The sequence below is a fragment of the Pseudomonas sp. N40(2020) genome (genome assembly GCF_014472415.1).
Lineage (GTDB): Bacteria > Pseudomonadota > Gammaproteobacteria > Pseudomonadales > Pseudomonadaceae > Aquipseudomonas.
The window spans coordinates 36,786-58,818 of the sequence record NZ_JACSZV010000038.1; the positions used below are offsets into that span (position 1 = coordinate 36,786).

Genomic DNA, 22,033 nt, shown 5'->3' on the forward strand with positions numbered 1-22,033 from the left:
CGATTTCCCAGAACTACTTGTCTTGAATCACAGCTAAACGTGCTGCTGCGTCGGATGATTGGCAACCGGATTGACCGTATGTCGGAAAGTTCGAAACAGGAACTGGATCACACGCAAAAGGACAGGTCGCCGCGGAAATATCAATGTGACATTAGTGGGGCGATTGTTTAGGATGGCACCCATAAGGTCAATAGTTTGGCATAAAGTTAATCGCGAAAGAATATAGCCAAATTATTGACGAACGCATGCGTCAAAACTTGTTTAGCAAATTTTTAAAGTACGTCCAGACTGAATCGGCATCCATGCCATCAGGTCCATGGAAGTCAACTGAACGTGACACCCCGGAGAGTCTTCAATGAGCAGTGTTGTTGCCATCGTCAAAAGCATTGTCGGTCAGGTATTCGTGGTGTCCCCAGAGGGCGTACGTCGCGTACTCGTTGAAGGCGACCGACTGTTTGTCGGCGATCAGATCGACACCGGTCTGTCGGGCGCCGTATCGCTGGAACTGGCTGATGGCCGCACCCTGGATCTGGGCCGTGAAACCCAGTGGAGCGCCAACGCGCCCGACTCCAGCACTGACCTGGCCGAAGCCACCGCGCAGGCGGCGCCGTCGGTAGAAGAACTGCAGCAAGCCATCGCTGCGGGCGTCGACCCGACTACCGCACTTGAAGCCACCGCTGCCGGCGCAACCGCCGCAGGTACGGGCGGCGCGGCGGGTGGCGGTCACAGCTTCGTGATGCTCGATGCCACGGCGGGCCGCGTTGATCCGACCATTGGTTTCCCTACGGCGGGCATCAACGCTGCGGGCCAAATTGCGCAAGACATCACTGGCGGCCAGACCACCGACACCACCACCAACGCCCTGCGTGAGTCGACCCTGAGCCTCAGCGCCACGCCGACCATCACCGAAGCCGGCGGCGTGCTGGTGTACACCGCGACCCTGACCCAGGCGCCGCTGACCGACCTGACCATCACCCTGTCCAACGGCGCGGTGATCGTGATCCCGGCCGGTTCCACCACCGGCACCGTCAACGTGCCATTGGCGCCGAACGACACCGTTTATAACGACCCGACCCAGATCGACGTGACCGTCACCGGCACCACTGGCGGCAACGGCATCACTGTGACCCCGCCAACCACCCCGGCCACGACTCAGGTCACCGACACCCTCGACACCACCACCGTCACCCTGACGGCCGGCCCGAGCGTTACCGAAGGCGGGCAGATCACCTACACCGCGACCCTGACCAACCCGGCGCAAACCCCGGTGACCGTCACCCTGTCGAACGGTTCGACCATTACCATCGGCGCCGGCCAGACCACCGGCACCGTCAACGTGCCGACCCCGGCCAACGACGTCTATAACAACGGCAGCACCGTCACCACCACTATCACTGGTGCCACGGGCGGCAACTTCGAAAACCTGGTGCCGAACCCGACACCGGCGGTGACCACCATCACCGATTCGATCGATAACACCGGCCTGACCCTGACCGCCACCGGCAGCGTCGTCGAGGGCGGCCAGATCACCTACACCGCGACCCTGACCAACCCGGCGCAAACCCCGGTCACCGTCACCCTGTCGAACGGTTCGACCATCACCATTGGCGCGGGCCAGACTACCGGCACCGTCAACGTGCCGACCGCGCCAAACGACGTCTACAACAATGGCGGCACCGTCAGCACGACGATTACCGGCGCCACAGGTGGCAACTTCGAAAACCTGGTGCCGAACACCACGCCAGCGACCACCACCGTTACCGATTCGATCGACACCACCAGCGTCAGCCTCACCGCGACCGGCACCGTCGTCGAAGGTGGCCAGATCACCTACACCGCGACCCTGAGCAACGCTGCGCAAACGCCGGTCACCATTACTCTGTCGAACGGCTCGACCATCACCATTGAAGCCGGCAAAACCAGCGGCAGCGTCAACGTGCCGACTGCGGCCAACGACGTCTACAACAATGGCAGCACCGTCAGCACCACCATCACCGGCGCTACCGGTGGCAACTTTGAAAATCTGGTGCCGAACCCGACGCCAGCGACCACCACCATTACCGACTCCGTCGACACCACTAATCTGTCGCTGAGCGCGACCGGTTCTGTGGCTGAAGGCGGTTCGATCGTTTACACCGCGACCCTGACCAACGCCGCGCAAACCCCGGTGACCGTGACCCTGAGCAATGGCTCGGTGATCACCATTGAAGCGGGCAAGACCACCGGCACCGTGACCGTTCCGGCGCCAGCCGATGACGTCTATAAAGACGCCGGCAAAGTTGAAGTGACGATCAAGGACGCCACCGGCGGCAACTTCGAGAACCTCGTTCCGAGCACCATCCCAGCCGTAACCGAAGTGACCGATACCATCGACACTTCGACCGTCAAACTGAGCGCCGATACGTCGGTGGCTGAAGGCGGCACCGTCACTTACACGGCCACCGTTGGCGCGCCAGTGACCGGTTCGCCGGTCGTGGTGACGCTGGCCAATGGTCAAAGCATCACCATCGAAGTCGGTAAAACCACCGGCACCGTGACCTTCACCGCGCCAAACGATGCGTTGACCGGTAATGCACCGCTGAGCAACTCGATCACTGGCGTGTCTGGCGGCAACTACGAAGATCTCGTGGCCGACAAGACCCCGGTTTCGACCACCGTCACCGATACCGTCGACACCACCAATCTGTCCCTGAGCGCGACTGGTTCCGTGGCTGAAGGCGGTTCGATCGTTTACACCGCGACGCTCACCAACGCTGCCGGTTCGCCGGTTACCGTGACGCTGAGCAACGGCTCGGTGATCACCATCGAAGCGGGCAAAACCACGGGCACCGTGACCGTTCCGGCGCCTGCCGATGACGTCTATAAAGACGCCGGCAAAGTAGAAGTGACCATCGACAAGGCCACTGGCGGCAACTTCGAGAACCTGGTTCCGAGCACCACGCCTGCCGTGACCGAAGTGACCGATACCATCGACACTTCGACCGTCAAACTGACTGCAGACACCTCGGTTGCTGAAGGCGGCACCGTCACCTACACCGCCACCGTTGGCGCGCCGGTTACCGGTTCACCGGTTGTGGTGACCTTGGCCAACGGCCAGAACATCATCATCGAAGTGGGTAAAACCACCGGCACCGTGACCTTCACTGCGCCGAATGATGCGCTGGTTGGACAGGCCCCGGTGACCAATGCAATCACCAACGTGACGGGCGGCAATTACGAGAATCTCGTTGCCGACAAGACGCCAGTCAGCACCACGGTGACTGACACCACCGACACCACCAATCTGTCGCTGAGCGCTACCGGCTCCGTGGCTGAAGGTGGCCAGATTACTTACACCGCGACCTTGACCAACGCCGCTGGTTCGCCAGTCACCGTGACCCTGAGCAACGGCTCAGTCATCACCATCGAGGCGGGCAAAACCACCGGCACCGTGACCGTTCCGGCACCTGCCGATGACGTCTATAAAGACGCCGGCAAAGTCGAAGTGACCATCAAGGACGCCACTGGCGGCAACTTCGAGAATCTGGTGCCAAGCACCGTTCCGGCCGTCACCGACGTCACAGACACCATCGACACCTCGACGGTAAAACTGAGCGCTACCGAAACTGCCGCTGAAGGTGGCACCGTCACCTATACCGCCACTGTGGGCGCGCCAGTGACCGGTTCGCCAGTGACTGTCACCCTGGCCAACGGTCAGAACATCACCATCGAAGTCGGCAAAACCACAGGCACCGTCACCACCACCGCACCGAACGATGCGTTGACTGGCCAAGCCCCACTGACCAACTCGATCACCAACGTCAGCGGCGGCAACTACGAAAACCTCGTGGCCGACAAGACGCCGGTTTCGACCAACGTCACCGACACCGTCGACACCACCAATCTGTCCCTCAGCGCCACCGGTTCCGTGGCCGAGGGCGGTTCGATTGTTTACACCGCGACGCTGACCAACGCCGCCGGCTCGCCGGTGACCGTGACCTTGAGCAACGGCTCGGTCATCACCATCGAAGCGGGCAAAACCACTGGCACCGTGACCGTTCCGGCGCCTGCCGATGACGTCTACAAAGACGCCGGTAAAGTTGAAGTGACCATCAAGGACGCCACGGGCGGCAACTTCGAGAATCTGGTGCCAAGCACCGTTCCAGCCGTCACCGACGTCACAGACACCATCGACACCTCGACGGTAAAACTGAGCGCTACCGAAACTGCCGCTGAAGGTGGCACCGTCACCTACACCGCGACTGTTGGCGCGCCGGTGACCGGTTCGCCCGTCGTGGTGACCCTGGCCAACGGCCAGAACATCACCATCGAAGTCGGCAAGACCTCCGGCACCGTCACCACCACTGCACCGAACGACGTATTGGCCGGTCATGCACCGCTGACCAACTCGATCACCAACGTCAGCGGCGGCAACTACGAAAACCTCGTGGCCGACAAAACCCCGGTCAGCACCACCGTCACCGACACCGTCGACACCACCACTGTTTCGCTGACCGCCACCGGCAACGTCAACGAAGGCGGGCAGATCGTCTACACCGCTACGCTGACCAACCCGGCCGGCACCCCGGTGACCGTGACCCTGAGCAACGGCTCGACCATCACCATCGAAGCTGGCAAGACCACCGGCACCGTAACCGTTCCGGCGCCAGCCGATGACGTCTACAAAGATGCCGGCAAAGTCGAAGTGACGATCAAAGAGACCACGGGCGGCAATTTCGAAAACCTGGTGGCCAATCCGACGCCAGCGGTGACCAACGTCGCCGACACCGTCAACACCACGCACCTCACCCTCAGCGCTGAAAGCTATGTGCTCGAAGGCACATCGATCACCTACACCGCGACCCTGACCAACGCCGCGCAAACCCCGGTGACCGTCAACCTGAGCAATGGCCAGACCATCACCATCGAGGCTGGTAAAATCAGCGGTTCGGTGACCATCGCGGCGCCGAGCGATGACGTCTACAAAGACGTCAGCAAGCTCACCGTGACCATGACCGATGCCACTGGCGGCAACTTCGAGAAGCTCGACGTCAGCAAGACCCCGGTCAGCACCACCGTCAATGACACCGTCGACAAGACCACATTGACCCTGAGCGCCAGCGACACCGTCAGCGAAGGTGGCCAGATCACCTACACCGCGACCCTGAGCAATCCGGCCGGCACCGCCATGACCGTGACCCTGGCCAACGGCGCGGTGATCAACATCGCTGCCGGCGCCACTAGCGGCTCGGTGAACTTCGCAGCGCCGGCGAACACCCCGTACATCGACGGCGGCAAGGTGCAGACCGCGATTGCCAGCCACAGCGGCGGCAACTTCGAGCAGGTCGATGCCAACCGCTCGGCGGTGGTTACCACCGTCACCGACACGGTCGACACCACCAATATCAGCCTGAGCGCCACCGGTTCGGTCGCCGAGGGCGGTTCGATTATCTACACCGCGACCCTGACCAATGCCGCCGGCACGGCCATGACCGTGACCCTGAGCAACGGCGCGGTGATCAACATCGCCAAAGGCGCGACTACCGGCACCGCCACCGTCGCGGCCCCGGCCGATGACGTGTACAAGGACGCCGGCAAAGTCGACGCCAGCATCACCAAGACTACCGGTGGCAACTTCGAAAACCTGGTCGTCGACAAGACACCAGCGGTGACCAACGTCACCGACACCATCGACAACAGCACCGTCTCGCTGACCGCCACCGCCGGCACCGTTGAAGGTGGCGTGGTGGTTTACACCGCATCCGTGACTGCTCCGGTGACCGGTTCGCCGGTTGTCGTGACCCTGTCCAACGGCCAGACCATCACTATCCCGGTCGGCGCCAGCAGCGGCAGCGTCAACTTCACTGCGCCGAACGATGCACTGGCCGGCGGCAACACGCTGAGCGTGAAGATCGACAACGCCAGCGGCGGCAATTACGAGAATCTGGTTGCCGACAAGACCCCGGCCGTGACCTCGGTGACCGACACCGTCGACACCACTAACCTGTCGCTGAGTGCGACCGGCTCCGTGGCCGAGGGCGGTTCGATTGTTTACACCGCGACACTGACCAACCCGGCCGGCACGCCGGTAACCGTGACGCTTTCGAACGGCTCGGTGATCACCATCGAGGCGGGTAAAACCACTGGCACCGTGACTGTTCCTGCGCCTGCCGATGACGTCTATAAAGACGCCGGCAAAGTCGAAGTCACCATCAAAGAAGCTACTGGCGGCAACTTCGAGAATCTGGTTCCAAGCACCACGCCAGCCGTGACCAACGTCACTGACACCATCGACACCTCGACCGTCAAACTGACCGCTACCGAGTCTGCGGCGGAAGGTGGCACCGTCACTTACACCGCGACTGTCGGCGCGCCAGTCACCGGTTCGCCGGTTGTCGTGACCCTGGCCAACGGTCAGAACATCACCATCGAAGTCGGCAAAACCACGGGCACCGTGACCTTCACGGCGCCGAACGATGCATTGACCGGCAATGCGCCGCTGACCAACGCGATCACCGGCGTGACTGGTGGCAACTACGAAAACCTCGTGGCCGACAAAACCCCGGTCAGCACCACCGTGACCGACACCACCGACACCACTAACCTGTCGCTCAGCGCTACCGGTTCGGTGAATGAAGGCGGCCAGATCACCTACACCGCGACCCTCACCAACGCTGCCGGCACGCCAGTGACCGTGACGCTGAGCAACGGCGCCGTGATCACCATCGAGGCCGGTAAAACTACCGGCACCGTGACTGTTGCTGCGCCAGCCGATGACGTCTACAAAGATGCCGGTAAAGTCGAAGCGACTATTTCCACTGCTACCGGCGGCAACTTCGAGAATCTGGTGCCGAGCACTGTGCCGGCGGTGACCACCGTCAACGACACCATCGACACCTCCACCGTATCGCTGACCGCCACCACGAACGTCGCCGAAGGCGAAACCGTGGTCTACACCGCGACCGTGACCGCGCCAGTGACCGGCTCGCCAGTCGTGGTGACGCTGTCCAACGGCCAGACCATCACCATCGCGGTCGGCGAAACCAGTGGCACCGTGAACTTCGTCGCGCCGAACAGCCCACTGGCGGGCGGCAGCTCCCTGAGCGTGACCATCGACGGCGCCACTGGCGGCAACTACGAAAAACTGGCGGTCGACGGCAAGTCCGCCGACACCACCGTGTCGGACACCACCGACACCACCAACCTGAACCTGACCGCGACCGACTCGGTGGCTGAAGGCGGTTCGATCGTTTACACCGCAACGCTGACCAACCCGGCAGGCACGCCGGTAACCGTGACGCTTTCCAATGGCGCCGTGATCACCATCGAGGCCGGTAAAACCACTGGCACCGTGACAGTTCCTGCGCCAACCGATGACGTCTACAAAGACGCCGGCAAGGTCGAGGCGACCATTTCCACGGCAACCGGTGGCAACTTCGAGAACCTGGTGCCGAGCACTGTTCCAGCTGTCACCAACGTCACCGACACCATCGACACCACCACCGTCAAACTGACTGCGACCGAGTCGGCGGCTGAGGGTGGCAGCGTTACTTACACCGCGACCGTGGGTGCGCCAGTCACCGGTTCTCCGGTCACTGTGACCCTGGCTAACGGTCAGAACATCACCATCGAAGTCGGAAAAACCACCGGCACCGTGACCTACACTGCGCCGAACGATGCGTTGACGGGTCAGGCTCCACTCAGCAACTCGATCACTGGCGTGACTGGCGGCAACTACGAAAACCTCGTTGCCGACAAAACCCCTGTTTCGACCACTGTTACCGACACTGTAGACACCACCAATCTGTCGCTCAGCGCTACAGGCTCCGTGGCCGAGGGCGGCTCGATCGTTTACACCGCCACGCTGACCAACGCTGCTGGTTCGCCAGTGACGGTGACCCTGAGCAACGGCTCGGTCATCACCATCGAGGCAGGCAAAACAACCGGCACCGTGACCGTTCCTGCGCCTGCCGATGACGTCTACAAAGACGCCGGTACCGTACAGGCAACCATCACCAACGCCACAGGCGGCAACTTCGAGAACCTGGTGCCGAGCACTGTTCCAGCCGTCACCAACGTCACCGACACCATCGATACGTCGACGGTCAAACTGACGGCCGATACGTCAGTGGCTGAAGGCGGTACTGTCACTTACACCGCGACGGTTGGCGCGCCAGTCACCGGTTCTCCGGTCACTGTTACCCTGGCTAACGGCCAGAACATCACCATCGAAGTCGGAAAAACCACCGGCACCGTGACCACCACTGCACCGAACGATGCACTGACCGGTCAGGCGCCGCTGACCAACTCGATCACCGGTGTAACCGGCGGCAATTACGAGAATCTGGTGGCCGACAAGACCCCGATTTCGACCACGGTCACCGATACCGTCGAAACCACCAACCTGTCGCTCAGCGCAACTGGTACCGTGGCCGAGGGTGGTTCGATTGTTTACACCGCAACCCTGACCAACGCGGCCGGCTCGCCAGTCACCGTGACCCTGTCCAACGGCGCCGTGATCACCATTGAGGCCGGTAAAACCACCGGCACGGTGACTGTTCCTGCGCCAGCCGACGACGTTTACAAAGACGCCGGCAAAGTCGAAGCAACCATTTCGACCGCGACCGGTGGCAACTTCGAAAACCTGGTGCCGAGTACCGTACCGGCAGTGACCAACGTCACCGACACCATCGACACCACCACCGTCAAACTGACAGCGACAGAGTCGACTGCTGAGGGTGGCAACGTCACCTACACCGCGGCTGTCGGCGCGCCAGTCACTGGCTCGCCGGTCGTCGTAACCCTGGCAAACGGTCAGACGATCACCATTGGCGTTGGCCAGACCACCGGTACTGCGACCACCACGTCTTCAAACGACGCATTGACTGGCCACGCTCCGCTGACCAACTCGATCACTGACGTAACAGGTGGCAACTTCGAGAACCTGGTGGCCGACAAGACCCCGGTTTCGACCAATGTCACCGACACTGTCGACACCACCAATCTCTCGCTGAGCGCGACCGGTACCGTAGCCGAGGGCGGTTCGATTGTTTACACCGCAACCTTGACCAACGCCGCTGGCTCGCCAGTCACCGTGACCCTGTCCAACGGCGCTGTGATTACCATCGACGCCGGTAAAACCACTGGCACCGTGACTGTTCCTGCTCCATCGGATGACGTCTACAAAGACGCCGGTACCGTACAGGCGACGATCAGCAACGCCACCGGTGGCAACTTCGAAAACCTCGTGCCAAGCACGACGCCAGCCGTGACCAGCGTTACCGATACCATCGACACCACCACCGTGAAACTGACGGCAACGGCTACTGCGGCAGAGGGCGGCAACGTCGTCTACACCGCCACGGTCGGTGCTCCAGTGACTGGCTCGCCAGTTGTGGTAACGCTGGCCAACGGTCAGACCATCACCATTGGTGTCGGCCAGACCACTGGCACCGCGACCACCACCGCACCAAACGATGCGTTGACCGGTCATGCTCCACTGACCAACGCGATCACCAACGTGACTGGCGGCAACTACGAAAACCTCGTGGCCGACAAAACGCCGGTTTCGACCACCGTCACCGACACCGTCGACACCACCAACCTGTCTCTGAGTGCTACAAACTCGGTTGCAGAGGGTGGCCAGATCACCTACACCGCGACTCTGACCAACGCCGCTGGCTCGCCAGTGACCGTGACCCTGAGCAACGGCTCGGTGATCACTATCGAAGCGGGTAAAACCACCGGCACCGTGACCGTTCCAGCGCCAACCGACGACGTCTACAAAGACGCTGGCACCGTTCAGGCCACGATCACCACCGCCACGGGTGGCAACTTCGAAAACCTGGTGCCGAGCACGACGCCGGCGGTGACCAGCGTTACCGATACCATCGACACCACCACCGTGAAACTGACGGCGACGGCTACTGCGGCAGAGGGCGGCAACGTCGTCTACACCGCAACCGTCGGTGCGCCAGTAACAGGTTCGCCTGTCGTCGTGACTCTGGCCAATGGTCAGAACATCACCATCGAAGTGGGCAAAACCACTGGCACCATCACCACGACTGCACCGAACGATGCGTTGACTGGCCACACTCCACTGACCAACTCGATCACCAACGTGACCGGCGGCAATTACGAGAATCTCGTCGCCGACAAGACTCCGGTCAGCACCACCGTGACTGACACCGTCGACACCACCAATCTGTCGCTCAGCGCTACAGGCTCCGTGGCCGAGGGTGGCTCGATTGTCTACACCGCGACCCTGACCAACGCTGCTGGTTCGCCAGTGACCGTGACGCTGTCCAATGGCGCCGTCATCACGATTGATGCAGGCAAAACCACTGGCACTGTGACCGTTCCGGCACCAGCCGACGACGTCTACAAAGACGCTGGCAAGGTCGAAGCAACCATTTCCACGGCAACCGGTGGCAACTTCGAAAACCTGGTGCCGAGCACTGTTCCAGCTGTGACCAATGTCTCCGACACCATCGACACCACCACCGTCAAACTGTCGGCGACCGGTACAGCGGCTGAGGGCGGCAATGTCGTCTACACCGCCACCGTTGGCGCGCCAGTAACCGGCTCGCCTGTCGTCGTGACATTGGCCAATGGTCAGCAGATCACTATCGACATCGGCAAGACCACTGGCACCGTGACCACCACCGCACCGAACGATGTGTTGACCGGCCACACTCCACTGACCAACTCGATCACCAATGTCAGCGGCGGCAATTACGAGAATCTTGTTGCCGACAAGACTCCGGTTTCGACTACCGTCACCGACACAGTCGACACCACCAACCTGTCGCTCAGCGCGACCGGCTCCGTGGCCGAGGGTGGCTCGATTGTCTACACCGCGACGCTGACCAACGCCGCTGGTTCCCCAGTGACCGTGACGCTGTCGAACGGCGCCGTGATCACTATCGACGCGGGCAAAACCACTGGCACCGTGACCGTTCCAGCACCAACTGACGACGTTTACAAAGACGCCGGCACCGTGCAGGCCACGATCAGCACCGCCACGGGTGGCAACTTCGAAAACCTCGTGCCGAGCACGACGCCAGCCGTGACCAGCGTCACCGATACCATCGACACCACCACCGTCAGACTGACCGCAACCGGTACAACGGCCGAGGGTGGCACTGTCACTTACACCGCCACTGTGGGCGCTCCAGTCACCGGCTCGCCAGTCACCGTGACCCTGGCCAACGGTCAGAACATCACTATCGAAGTCGGCAAAACCACTGGCACCGTAACCACCACCGCACCGAACGATGCGCTGACCGGCCACGCGCCGCTGACCAACTCGATCACCAACGTGACTGGCGGTAACTACGAGAATCTCGTCGCCGACAAGACTCCGGTCAGCACCACCGTGACCGATACCGTCGACACCACCAACCTGACGCTGAGCGCCACGGGCACCGTGGCCGAAGGTGGACAGATCACCTACACCGCGACCCTGACCAACGCTGCTGGTTCGCCAGTGACCGTGACGCTGTCGAACGGCTCGGTGATCACCATCGAAGCGGGCAAAACCACGGGCACCGTGACCGTGCCGGCTCCGGCTGACGACGTCTACAAAGACGCCGGCACCGTGCAGGCGAGCATCACCGGCACCAGCGGCGGCGGCTTTGAAAACCTGGTAACCAGCAACACACCAGCCGTGACCAGCGTCACCGATACCGTCGACACCACCACGGTCAGCATCACCGGCAGCACTTCGGTGACCGAAGGCCAGACCGCCAGCTACACCGTCAGCCTGAACCATCCGGCGCAAACCGAAGTGACCCTGAAAATCGTCTACAGCGGTACCGCTGCCGACGGTTCGGACTTCACTGGCGTGTACACCGTGAAAATCCCGGCAGGCGCCAGCAGCGCGCAGTTCAACGTCGCGACCATCAATGACAAGATCACCGAAGGTACCGAGAACTTCGTGGTCAAGATCGACTCGGCCACCGGTGGCAACTTCGAGAACCTCGCAGTCAGCGGCACCAATGGCAGCGTCAGCACCTCGATCATCGACAACGATGCGCCACCGGTCATTGATCTGGACGCCAACAACTCCAGCGGTGCAACCGGTGCCGACTACAAGGTGACCTTCACCGAAAACACTCCGGGCGCGGGTGTGTCGATTGCCGACACCGATATCAGAATCACCGACCCGGACAGCACCATGCTGACTGGCGCGACTGTGGTGCTGACCAACCGTCAGGACGGCGATGCGCTGAACCTGGGCAACAGCGTCAATGGCATCACCATCAATGCCAACAGCACCAACGGCACGGTGACCCTGACCCTGTCGGGCAACGCGACACTGGCCGACTACATGCAGGCCATCAAGAACATCAGCTTCACCAACAGCAGTGAAGACCCGAGCACTGTGCCGCGGATCATCACCGTGACCGTGACTGACGGTGGTAACTACTCCAACACCGCGACCACCACGGTCAACGTGGTGGCAGTCAACGACGCGCCAGTCGCAGCGCCAGTCAACGTCACCGGCACCGAAGACACCCCGCTGATCCTCGGCTGGTCGACCTTTGGTGTGACCGACGTCGACAGCCCGGCGAGCAGCCTCGGGGTGAAAATCACCCAGCTGCCGGGCGAAGGCAAACTGCAGTACCTGGACGGTTCGACCTGGAAAGACGTCGCCAACAACCAGACCTTCAGCAAGGCTGACATCGACGCCGGCAAACTGCGCTTCATGCCGGATGCCAACGAGTCGGGCGTGAACGGTTACGGCGGCACCGGCCTGGGCAACAACCAGGCTGACTACGCGCAGATCAAGTTCCAGCCAACCGACGGCCAACTGCTGGGCAACACCGGCACCGTGAAGATCGACATCACGCCAGTGGCGGATGCCCCGACCGTGAGCGTGGCCGACAACAGCGTGAAGTCCACCGGGCTGATCAAGGAAGTCTGGACCGGTCTGTCGGGTCTGGGCACCAACGGCAACGGCGCGGATTCGACCACGCTGAAAAACGTGATCGACGGCGCCGGCACACCGAACTCCAGCGGCACCGTGAACAACGTGCAGTCGGACGGCAGCGTGACCGCCGGTACCGCCTCGAAAACGTCGGGCCTGATCTATCTGGAAGCCGGCAAGACCTACACCTTCAGCGGTGTCGGCGATGACAGCTTGCTGGTCACCATCGGCGGCAAGAACGTGGCCTCGATCACGTGGGGCGCGGGCGGCAACCTCAATGGTTCGTTCACTCCGACCACCAGCGGCTACTACACCCTGGACATCTACCACCACAACCAGAGCGGCCCGGGCAGCTACGACGTCAACCTGTCGATCAACGGCGGCGCAGCAGTCGACCTGAGCAGCGCCGGCGTGCCGATCTACACCGGCGTGAAGGATCTGGTGAATGCCGGTGTGACTGTCTCCGATCTGCACGGCACTAACGGCGAAGGCTATTACGACGGCTACAAGCTCAACACTGGCGCCGAAGGCACCACGGTGAAACTGTCGGCAGTCTCCACCGCGCTGACCGACACCGACGGCTCGGAAACCCTGAGCGTGAAGATCAGCGGCGCGCCGGTCGGCTCGGTGCTGAGCGACGGCGCAGGCCACAGCTTCACCGTCACCGCGAGCAATGGCGAAGCCAACGTCACCGGCTGGAACCTCAGCAGCCTGACCGTGACCCCGCCGACCTACTACAACGGCCAGTTCAATCTGACCGTCACCTCGACTTCCACCGAAGCGGTGGGCGGTTCGGCGAGCAGCACAGCGACCATTCCGGTCACCGTGGTGCCGGCGGTCTACAACGCCGTGACCGCGACTTCAGGTGACGACACCGTCACCGGGACTGACGGCAACGACATCGTCGTGGCTGACATCGGCGGTCTGACCGTGGTGCCTGGCACCAACTACAACATCGCGTTCATGGTCGACAGCTCGGGCAGCATGAGCACTTCGTCGCTCAACGCCGCGAAGGACTCGCTGACTTCGGTGTTCAACACCCTCAAGCAAAGCCTGGGCGGCAGCAACTCGGGCACGGTGAACATCTTCCTGGTGGACTTCGATACCCAGGTCAAACAGTCGGTGTCGGTGAACCTCAACGACCCCAACGCCCTGACCAAACTCAAGGCAGTGCTGGACTCGATGACGTCCGGCGGTGGCACAAACTACGAGGACGTGTTCAAGACCACGGCCAACTTCTTCCAGAGCGCTGAAGCGGTGGCCAACACCGGTGCGAAGAACCTCACGTACTTCATTACCGATGGTCAGCCGACCTACTACCAGAGCAGCGAGTCGACCAACCCGTACCTGTACGGCAACAAAACCCTCGACAGCCTGATCACCACCAGCAACTACAAGTTGGGCACAGCCGTCAGCCTGTATCCAGACAGCACGCACCAGATCGATATCAGTGCGACGGGGTCCGTGACGGTCTGGAGCAAATCGGGCAACAACTGGTCGTACCAGACCTTCGGCACGCTACACGCTCAGGGCGACGGCACCTATGAGTTCTCCAACCTCTCGGGTACCGGCAGCAGCACCACAACGGCCACCACCGACAACTCGACGAGCAGCTTCGCATTGCTCAGCGGTCTGTCGAACGTTGAAGCCATCGGCCTCAACAGCGGCGTCAGCCTCAACGACCTGAAACCGTACGATTCGGACAAGACGCCGCAGACCAACATCGATCCGAAGGATCTGGCCAACTCGATCATCGGCCACACCGAAGCGACGATGCCGGGCAACGACACCGTCAGCGGTGGCAACGGCAACGACATCCTGTTCGGCGATCTGGTGAGCTTCAACGGCATTGCCGGTGAGGGTTATCAGGCGATGCAGGCGTTCGTGGCCAAGGAAACCGGCGTCGACGTCAGCAAAGTCACCACCAGCAACGTGCACCAGTACGTCACCGAGCACTATCAGGCGTTCGATGTGTCCGGTGCGCATGACGGCAACGACACCCTGCTGGGCGGCGCGGGCAATGACATCCTGTTCGGCTCGGGCGGCAACGACCTGCTCGACGGCGGCAAAGGCAATGACATCCTGCTCGGCGGCACCGGCAACGACACATTGATCGGCGGCCAGGGCAACGACATCCTGATCGGTGGTTCGGGTGGTGACACCTTTGTCTGGAAATCGGGCGACACCGGCACTGATGTGATCAAGGACTTCAAGGCTGCCGAAGGTGACCGTATCGACCTGCGTGATCTGTTGCAGGGCGAAACCGGCAGCACCATCGACAACTTCCTGAAGATCACCACGGTCGATGGCGTGTCGTCGCTGCAAGTCAGCTCGGGCGGCAAGTTCAACTCGGCCGACGCCGCTGCTGCAACACCGGACGTGACGATCAAACTGGAAGGCAACAACTGGTCGAGCGCCAACATTCACAACCTGATTGCCGGCAGCGACCCGACCATCAAGGTCGACCACAACAACAGCTGATCCGTGAACAACGGCCGCCCTTATGGGGCGGCCGTCACGTTTGCGCCCGGCGAAGCGGTGACGATTTCATCGCCGCACCGCATACTTGCGCGCAGTTGGCTATGCTGCTGACAGCATGACGCTGGTTCATTTCCGAGGGATGCTCAATGTTTTACGTGCAACGCGATGCGCAAGGCCAGTTGATTCGCGTGGAAGCCGCAGCGTACGCCGAGGCCACGGAAACGCTGCCGGCCGATCACCATGAAATCCAGGCGTGGTACGCCAACGAAGCCGTGGAAAACAGCCTCAAACAGCTCAAGCAGAGCGACTTTGAAATGATTCGGGTACTCGACGACCTGATTCAGGTGCTGACCCAGAAAGGCGTGATCCGCGTCACCGACCTGCCACCAGCGGCGCAGGCCAAATTGATGGATCGGACCCAGGCGCGGGAAGCGTTGGGTGGGTTGAGCCAGCTCATTGATGAAGATGAAAGCGGCTTGATCTGACCCGGGACCTTGGGTGACTGGACTGACCCTTTCGCGAGCAGGCTCGCTCCCACATTGGAATGCATTTCAAATGTGGGAGCGAGCCTGCTCGCGAAGGCGGCATCACTGACACCACCGCACTAAAAGATTACTTCCAGGGCTTGGGCTCACCGAACAACTGTCCCTGAACCCCATACAGGCCCATCTCGCGAATCACCGACAACTCCCCTTCCGTTTCGACCCGTTCGGCAATCAACGGCAGATCAATGCTGTGCGCCGCACGCTGGATCGCTTCGATGAACAGACGCTTGTCGCTCTCCTGATCAATCGCACGAATGTAGCTGCCATCGATCTTCAAGTACGCCAGCCCCAGCCGCGCCAGGTTGCCGATCATGCTGAAGCGCCCGCCGAAGCGCTGCAGGCTCAGCGAGAAACCAAGTTCACGCAGACGCCGGGTCAACTGCTCCAGCACCGCTTGTTCCGGCAATTGCTCTTCGCCGATTTCCAGGGTCAGGCGTTCGCCGAGATTGGAATGCGCACGCAGGATCTCGAACACTTTGTTCAGTGCCTGCGGATCGGCCAGGGTTGCCGAGGACAGGTTCAGCGCCAGCGAATCTTCATGCTCTTTCATCTGCTCCAGCACGCGTTCGAGCATCAAGCGATCCAGTCGCGCGGTCCAGCCAAAGCGTTCCAGCCACGGCAGGAAACGCCCGGCGGGAATGGTCTGGCCCTGATCATCGAGCAAGCGCGACAACACCTTGTAATGCAGCACCAGTTGCGTGTCCTGAGCGGCCACCACCGGCTGGAAATACAGTTCAAAACGCTGCTGACTCAACGCCTGATCGAGCAAGCGATGCCAGGCGTGGTGATCGTCGCCGACATCCGCCGTGAGGCTTTGATCAATGCACGCCCAATTCTGCTCGCCCTGCCCTTCAGCTTGCGCCAGCGCCTGATCGCCGAGCGTCAGCACCGCTTGCGGCGAGTCGCCGTGAACGAATGGCGCCAGGCCGATAGAGGCCACCGCCGGCACATCTGTCGCGCCCGTGGCGTGCAGACTGCTCAGGGCACTGTCGAGGTTCTGCGCCAGTTGCAGCGCTTCCTCGCGCACCAGCCCGGGCGCCAGCACGGCGAATTCACCGCCGCGAATACGGGTGACGAGGTTCTGGGTTTCCGGGTACTTCGCGCACTCGCGGGACAGTTGCTCGCCGACCGCTTTCAGCAGTTCGTCGGTGCGCTGACCGCCAAGCCGCTGGTTGAGCCCGGCCAGATCCTTGACCCGCAACAGCAGCAGGTAACCGGAACTGGCCTGCTCCGGATTGCTCACCCGATTGTTCAGCTGCATTTCGAAATAGCGCCGGTTGGCCAAACCGGTGAGGTTGTCCTGATAGGATTCGGCGCGCAGTTTTTCACTGCGCTCGGCCTGCTCCTGAAACAGCGCCTTGAGCTTCTCGACCATCTGATTCATGGCCAGCACCACACGCCGCAACTCCGGCGTGCGCGGCAGCTCCGGCAGGCTGAGGAATTCGCGACGGGCGATGGCGTGGGACTGCTTGACCATGTAATCCAGCGGCTTCAACTGCCGGCGCAGCAGCAACGCACCGAGTACGGCACTCAGCGCGCCGCAGATCAGCAACCAGCCAAGGCTGCCCAGCGCGCTCTGCCACAGCTTGGCCACGGCAAACATCGGATGGCTGACCACCTCGACCCGCGCCGCCTGTTCCCAGCCACGGCTGACCAGCGCATCGCCACCAGCCGGTTCCAGACCGATCAGGTTGACGAACCAGTCCGGCACATTAGTGACCGCCGGAATGCCATTGCGCTCGACGATGGTCTGGTCGGTCTTCAGATCGACCACGCGGATGCTCGCGTAATAACCACTGTCAAAAATCGAACTGACCAGCAGCTCGACCATCGCCGGGTCGTCGATATTCGGCGTCAGCGACAACGCCAGCGCCGTGGCAGCGTCCTGGGCGTGGGAGCGCAACTGATTGACGTACTGGGTGCGCGAGCTCTCCAGACTGACCATGAAGCTGCCGGTGAAGGCGACCACCAGGAACAGACAGATAGCGATCAACAGCTGTTTGAACAAAGACATCTGAGCGCGTGCTCCTAGTTAATCGACTCGACCGGAAAACCTTCGGCCTGCATTTTTTTCAACACATCCTGCCAGCGCGACAGGCGTTTAGTGTCTCCGACCTTTTTGTTGCCTTTGGCACCCGGCAGATACAGACCTTCTGCATTGAAAGAGTAGACCGGCAGCAAATCGGTTCGCTGGGCCGCCGGCTGGATCGGATCGATCAGACTGTCGAGCACCAATGGCATGGCATCGGGAGTGGCATAGTACGTCAGCACCATGTGCGCGCGGTTCTGGCGCAGGGCCTTGACGTAGGTGATGCGCAGTTTGTCACTGGATACCCCGAGATGGCGCAGGCTGAAATACTTGGCGATCGCATAGTCTTCGCAGTCGCCGGCACCTTTCCACAAGGCTTCGATAGGGGTTTCCCAATAGTCGACCTCGTGCCACAGGTCGATATCCTCGACGTAACGCACCTGCTTGTTGAAAAACAGGTTAACCACTTTGAGCTTTTCCATCTCGCCGACCTGTTTCTGCGTGGCCAGCAGATTTTGCCACGCATCGATTCGCTGCTGCCCGGCGCCCAGTGGTCCATAAAGTGCTGTAGCTTTGCGACTGATCGCGGAAAAATCCCAATCGGCATGCAGACCGCCCAGCATGACGCCGGCCAGCAACAGTGCGCAGCCTAGCCAGCGCAGAGTCCGGGGGATCGCGAAACATACCGCCACAGCAGGTTTCCAGAAGGCAGGAAGGAAAGCGTTTGATGGTGAAGCTTAGCCCGGTAAAAAACAATGGCACCATGAGATCATCGCGACCGCGCTAAACTGATGAAGGCACTGAACCGTTACACGGTTTGACAACCTGTAGAGCAATCACTAGTGTCCTTTGGATCCAAATCAAGCCGACATACAGGGTGCGTAGTCGTGACACAGAAGCCCAAACCGCTGCACAGCATCAAAGTCGACGGGCCGATTCCCGCACACTTGGCTCGGTCCGTCATCGAAGAAACCTTGCGCGCCGCCATCCTTGATGGGCGTTTGCCATGCGGCACAGCGTTGCGCCAGCAGGATCTGGCCGATCTGTTCGGGGTCAGCCGCATGCCCGTACGCGAAGCCTTGCGTCAGCTCGAAGCGCAGGAATTATTGAGCGTCACCACGCACAAAGGCGCCGTGGTTGCGCCGCTGATCCAGGGCGATGCCACGGAAACCTACGAGTTGCGGATCCTGCTCGAGTCCGAAGCCATGCGTCAGTCCATTCCGCGACTGACCGCTGCCGATCACGCACAAGCAGCGAGTTATATCGAAGAGCTCGAGGCCCAACACGATTACACGGAAATCGGCCGGCTAAACCGCTTGTTCCACATGGCGCTGTACAAAAAGGCACCCAACCAGCGTCTGCTGCGGCTGGTCGAAGAGGGTCTCAACGAGGAGGAGCGTTTCCTGCGCTTCAACCTCGAAGCCATGGGCCTGGGCAGGCTGTCCCAAGAGGACCACCGCGCGATGCTGCAAGCGGTCATCGAGCGTGATGTCGAACACTCGATCACATTGCTCGAACAACACCTCAACCGCGGCGTTGAGGTCATCACCCGCTATCTCGCCAGCCCTGCCGCCCAAAGCCGCAAAGCCGCGCGCTGAAACTTCCACGCCGGGATCAGACCACTGCGTCCTCCCGGCGAATAACCCACTTACAAATCCCCCGTTCCCCGGCCACGAATCCACTGGCATATCCACATCTTCGCTCTAACCTCCCTGCGCCAATCAGCCCGATATTTGCACCCTTCTCGGTGATGAATCGGTAATAGCCGTGGCGGCCATTTACCCTCACTCTTGAACGGCCAAACCAATAAAGAACGGGCGACGCACCGCACCGTCGGCGCAGTCCCCGCAACAGGAACCTACGGAAGGAGCCTTGTCACGGGAAAAGGAAAGAATCGGCGTCGTTCCGGGCCAACTTTCATCCCCTCAAATAACTTCATTCTCTTTATTAAAAAGCTGCTTCGAGTGAGGCATTCACTCTGTTTATTCGATTTTGGTCTTTATTGACTGAAAGGAGCAACTTCGCCCCAATAAAACTTATTCAAATAGTTTTATCGGTGACTCTCATACTTGAAAAACACACAACTAAAAATAATTGAAAATATACTTGTTAAGTTGTTTTGCGATGTATTAGCTTTTCTCCGACCCGGCGTACCACGCCTGGTTCATCAAGACACTCGATCAAGGCCATACCGGCCAAGGCATCAAGCCAACAGCACTTTCACGGCACTAATAGCAAAATTTTCATCGACTCGAATGAGGCTTTAGCTCGACCAAAAAACATACACGCCGTTGTTATCCGTTATTGCGCAATTGAATGAGCGACTCCCACTATTCCAACAACTGTGAGGCCAACCAAGATGCCAACTAAAGAACAACTCGCCCTGAAAAAATCCGAACTCAGCATTCACCCGATCTTCGCTGAAATCGATTCCTTGGCGGTTTTGCGCCGTTTCATGGAAACCCATGTGTTTGCCGTCTGGGATTTCATGTCGCTGACCAAACGCTTGCAACAGGAACTGACCTGTACTCGTCTGCCCTGGTTGCCGCCGCGTGATCCGCATGCCGCCCGCCTGATCAACGAGATTGTCCTCGGTGAGGAATCCGACAACCGTTTGAGCCACGGTCATTACAGCCATTTCGAGCTGTACCTGGATGCGATGCGCGAAGTCGGTGCGAGCACCTCGGCCGTGGAACGCTTCGTCGCGCTGCAACAGGAAGGCGTGAGCTATGACGTGGCACTGCAAAGCGTCGAGGTCGATCCTGCCGCCGCGCAGTTTGTCCGCGCCACTCTGCGCATTGCCCTGCATGCACCGGGGCACAGCGTTGCCGCCGCGTTTCTGCATGGCCGCGAAAGTGTGATCCCGACCATGTTCCAGCGAATTCTGGACGACTGGGGCATCGGCATCGAACAGGCGCCGACCTTTCGCTACTACCTGGAGCGGCACATCGAGGTCGACTCCGAGGATCACGGCCCGGCGGCTGAACACTTGCTTGAGCGTCTGGTCGATGGCGACCCGCAGCGCGAAGCCGAGGTCTACGCCAGCGCCATCGCCGCCGTCGAAAGCCGCATCGCCCTGTGGGACGGCCTGCGCGTGAGCATGCGCGAGCCCTTGGCGGAGGTGGCCCAATGAACGCCGCCGACTATCAATCGTTCGCCGATGCCTGGGAAAGCCGCGCGACTATCCGCACTCGCCCGCGCCGCGTGCTGGAAAACGACGAGCGCCTGATCTATCCGCTCAGTCGACAACCGCTGGTGCTCAGCGAAACCTTTCTGCGCGAGTGCCCCGAGCAGCGTGATTTCGCGCTGGTGCAGACGCTGTACAAGTTCATCAACGATGTGGTGATTTTCGAGACCGAAATCGTCGACAAAACCGCGCGCAGCATCGCCAAGAACCGCTTCGCCGTCGCGTTTCCTTTCGCTTGCCGTTATGACGCGATGACCGTCGTGGTCGATGAGGATTACCACGCCCTGGTGGCGATGGATTTCATGCAGCAAACGGTGGCCATGACCGGCATCGCGCCGATCGAATTGCCCGATGAAATCGAGTTGAGCCGGGCGATCCCCGCCGCCGTGGCGCTGGCGCCGGAGCACCTGCGCAGCGCGGTGGAGCTGATCTGCGTGGCCATCGCCGAGAACACCGTGACCGGCGACGTCGCAGCGTTCGCCCGGGACGATACGGTCAAGCCATCGATCAAGGGCCTGATGGCCGACCACCTGCTCGACGAGGGCCGCCACTCCAGTTTCTGGGCGCGGATGGTGCGCATCTATTGGCACACCGCCAGCGACGCAGATCGCGCCACCATCGCGCAGATCCTGCCGGTGTTCATCGGCCATTACCTGACCAACGACATCCAGAAAGCCTTCGACCTGCGACTGATCGATGCCCTCCCGGTCAACGAGGCCACACGGCGTTCGCTCCGGGACGAAATCGCCGGCCTGGCCTTCCCGATCAATCGCCATCACCCGTTGGTGGGCAACATCGTCAAGTTCTTCCACAACAGCTCGCTGCTCGACACGCCATGCGTGCAGCACGCCCTGCGCGACTACCTGGTTTGAGGAGGCCGA

Annotated in this window: 7 protein-coding genes; 5 read left to right on the plus strand and 2 right to left on the minus strand. The window is 61.0% G+C overall.

Annotated features, from left to right (window positions below; all coding sequences use genetic code 11):
• The first annotated feature begins 355 nt into the window (after nucleotides 1-355).
• Nucleotides 356-15,391, plus strand: a complete 15,036-nt coding sequence (locus IAI51_RS21680) for a LapA family giant adhesin (protein ID WP_187680322.1) — start codon at nucleotides 356-358, stop codon at nucleotides 15,389-15,391.
• Between the two features lie 146 nt (nucleotides 15,392-15,537).
• On the plus strand, nucleotides 15,538-15,876 hold the full coding sequence (locus IAI51_RS21685; protein ID WP_129387275.1) for a tryptophan synthase subunit beta: 339 nt from the start codon (nucleotides 15,538-15,540) through the stop codon (nucleotides 15,874-15,876).
• Nucleotides 15,877-16,003: 127 nt separating this feature from the next.
• Here IAI51_RS21685 and lapD read toward each other — a convergent pair whose 3' ends face one another.
• Together lapD and lapG are read right to left on the minus strand one after the other, a co-directional pair.
• Nucleotides 16,004-17,950, minus strand: a complete 1,947-nt coding sequence (gene lapD, locus IAI51_RS21690; protein WP_187680323.1) for a cyclic di-GMP receptor LapD — start codon at nucleotides 17,948-17,950, stop codon at nucleotides 16,004-16,006.
• Between the two features lie 14 nt (nucleotides 17,951-17,964).
• Nucleotides 17,965-18,657: a cysteine protease LapG gene (lapG, locus tag IAI51_RS21695; protein ID WP_187680324.1), complete on the minus strand. Its 693-nt coding sequence runs from the start codon at nucleotides 18,655-18,657 to the stop codon at nucleotides 17,965-17,967.
• 195 nt (nucleotides 18,658-18,852) lie between these two features.
• On the opposite strand from lapG, the gene IAI51_RS21700 reads away from it, so the two are divergent.
• From IAI51_RS21700 to IAI51_RS21710, 3 genes are all read left to right on the plus strand, one after another.
• Entirely contained in the window at nucleotides 18,853-19,563 is a 711-nt protein-coding gene (locus tag IAI51_RS21700; protein ID WP_187680325.1) for a GntR family transcriptional regulator, read from the plus strand.
• Nucleotides 19,564-20,324: 761 nt separating this feature from the next.
• Nucleotides 20,325-21,098, plus strand: coding sequence for a DUF3050 domain-containing protein (locus IAI51_RS21705; protein ID WP_187680326.1), 774 nt, complete (start codon nucleotides 20,325-20,327; stop codon nucleotides 21,096-21,098).
• Complete coding sequence (locus tag IAI51_RS21710; RefSeq protein ID WP_187680327.1) at nucleotides 21,095-22,024, plus strand: diiron oxygenase; 930 nt, start codon at nucleotides 21,095-21,097, stop codon at nucleotides 22,022-22,024. The genes IAI51_RS21705 and IAI51_RS21710 overlap by 4 nt, the downstream gene beginning before the upstream one ends.
• The last annotated feature ends 9 nt before the right edge of the window (nucleotides 22,025-22,033 follow it).

Coding starts and splice junctions, on each gene's coding strand:
- IAI51_RS21680 (WP_187680322.1), top strand. CDS start 356: ATGAGCAGTGTTGTTGCCATCGTCAAAAGCATTGTCGGTCAGGTATTC.
- IAI51_RS21685 (WP_129387275.1), top strand. CDS start 15,538: ATGTTTTACGTGCAACGCGATGCGCAAGGCCAGTTGATTCGCGTGGAA.
- lapD (WP_187680323.1), bottom strand. CDS start 17,950: ATGTCTTTGTTCAAACAGCTGTTGATCGCTATCTGTCTGTTCCTGGTG.
- IAI51_RS21705 (WP_187680326.1), top strand. CDS start 20,325: ATGCCAACTAAAGAACAACTCGCCCTGAAAAAATCCGAACTCAGCATT.
- IAI51_RS21710 (WP_187680327.1), top strand. CDS start 21,095: ATGAACGCCGCCGACTATCAATCGTTCGCCGATGCCTGGGAAAGCCGC.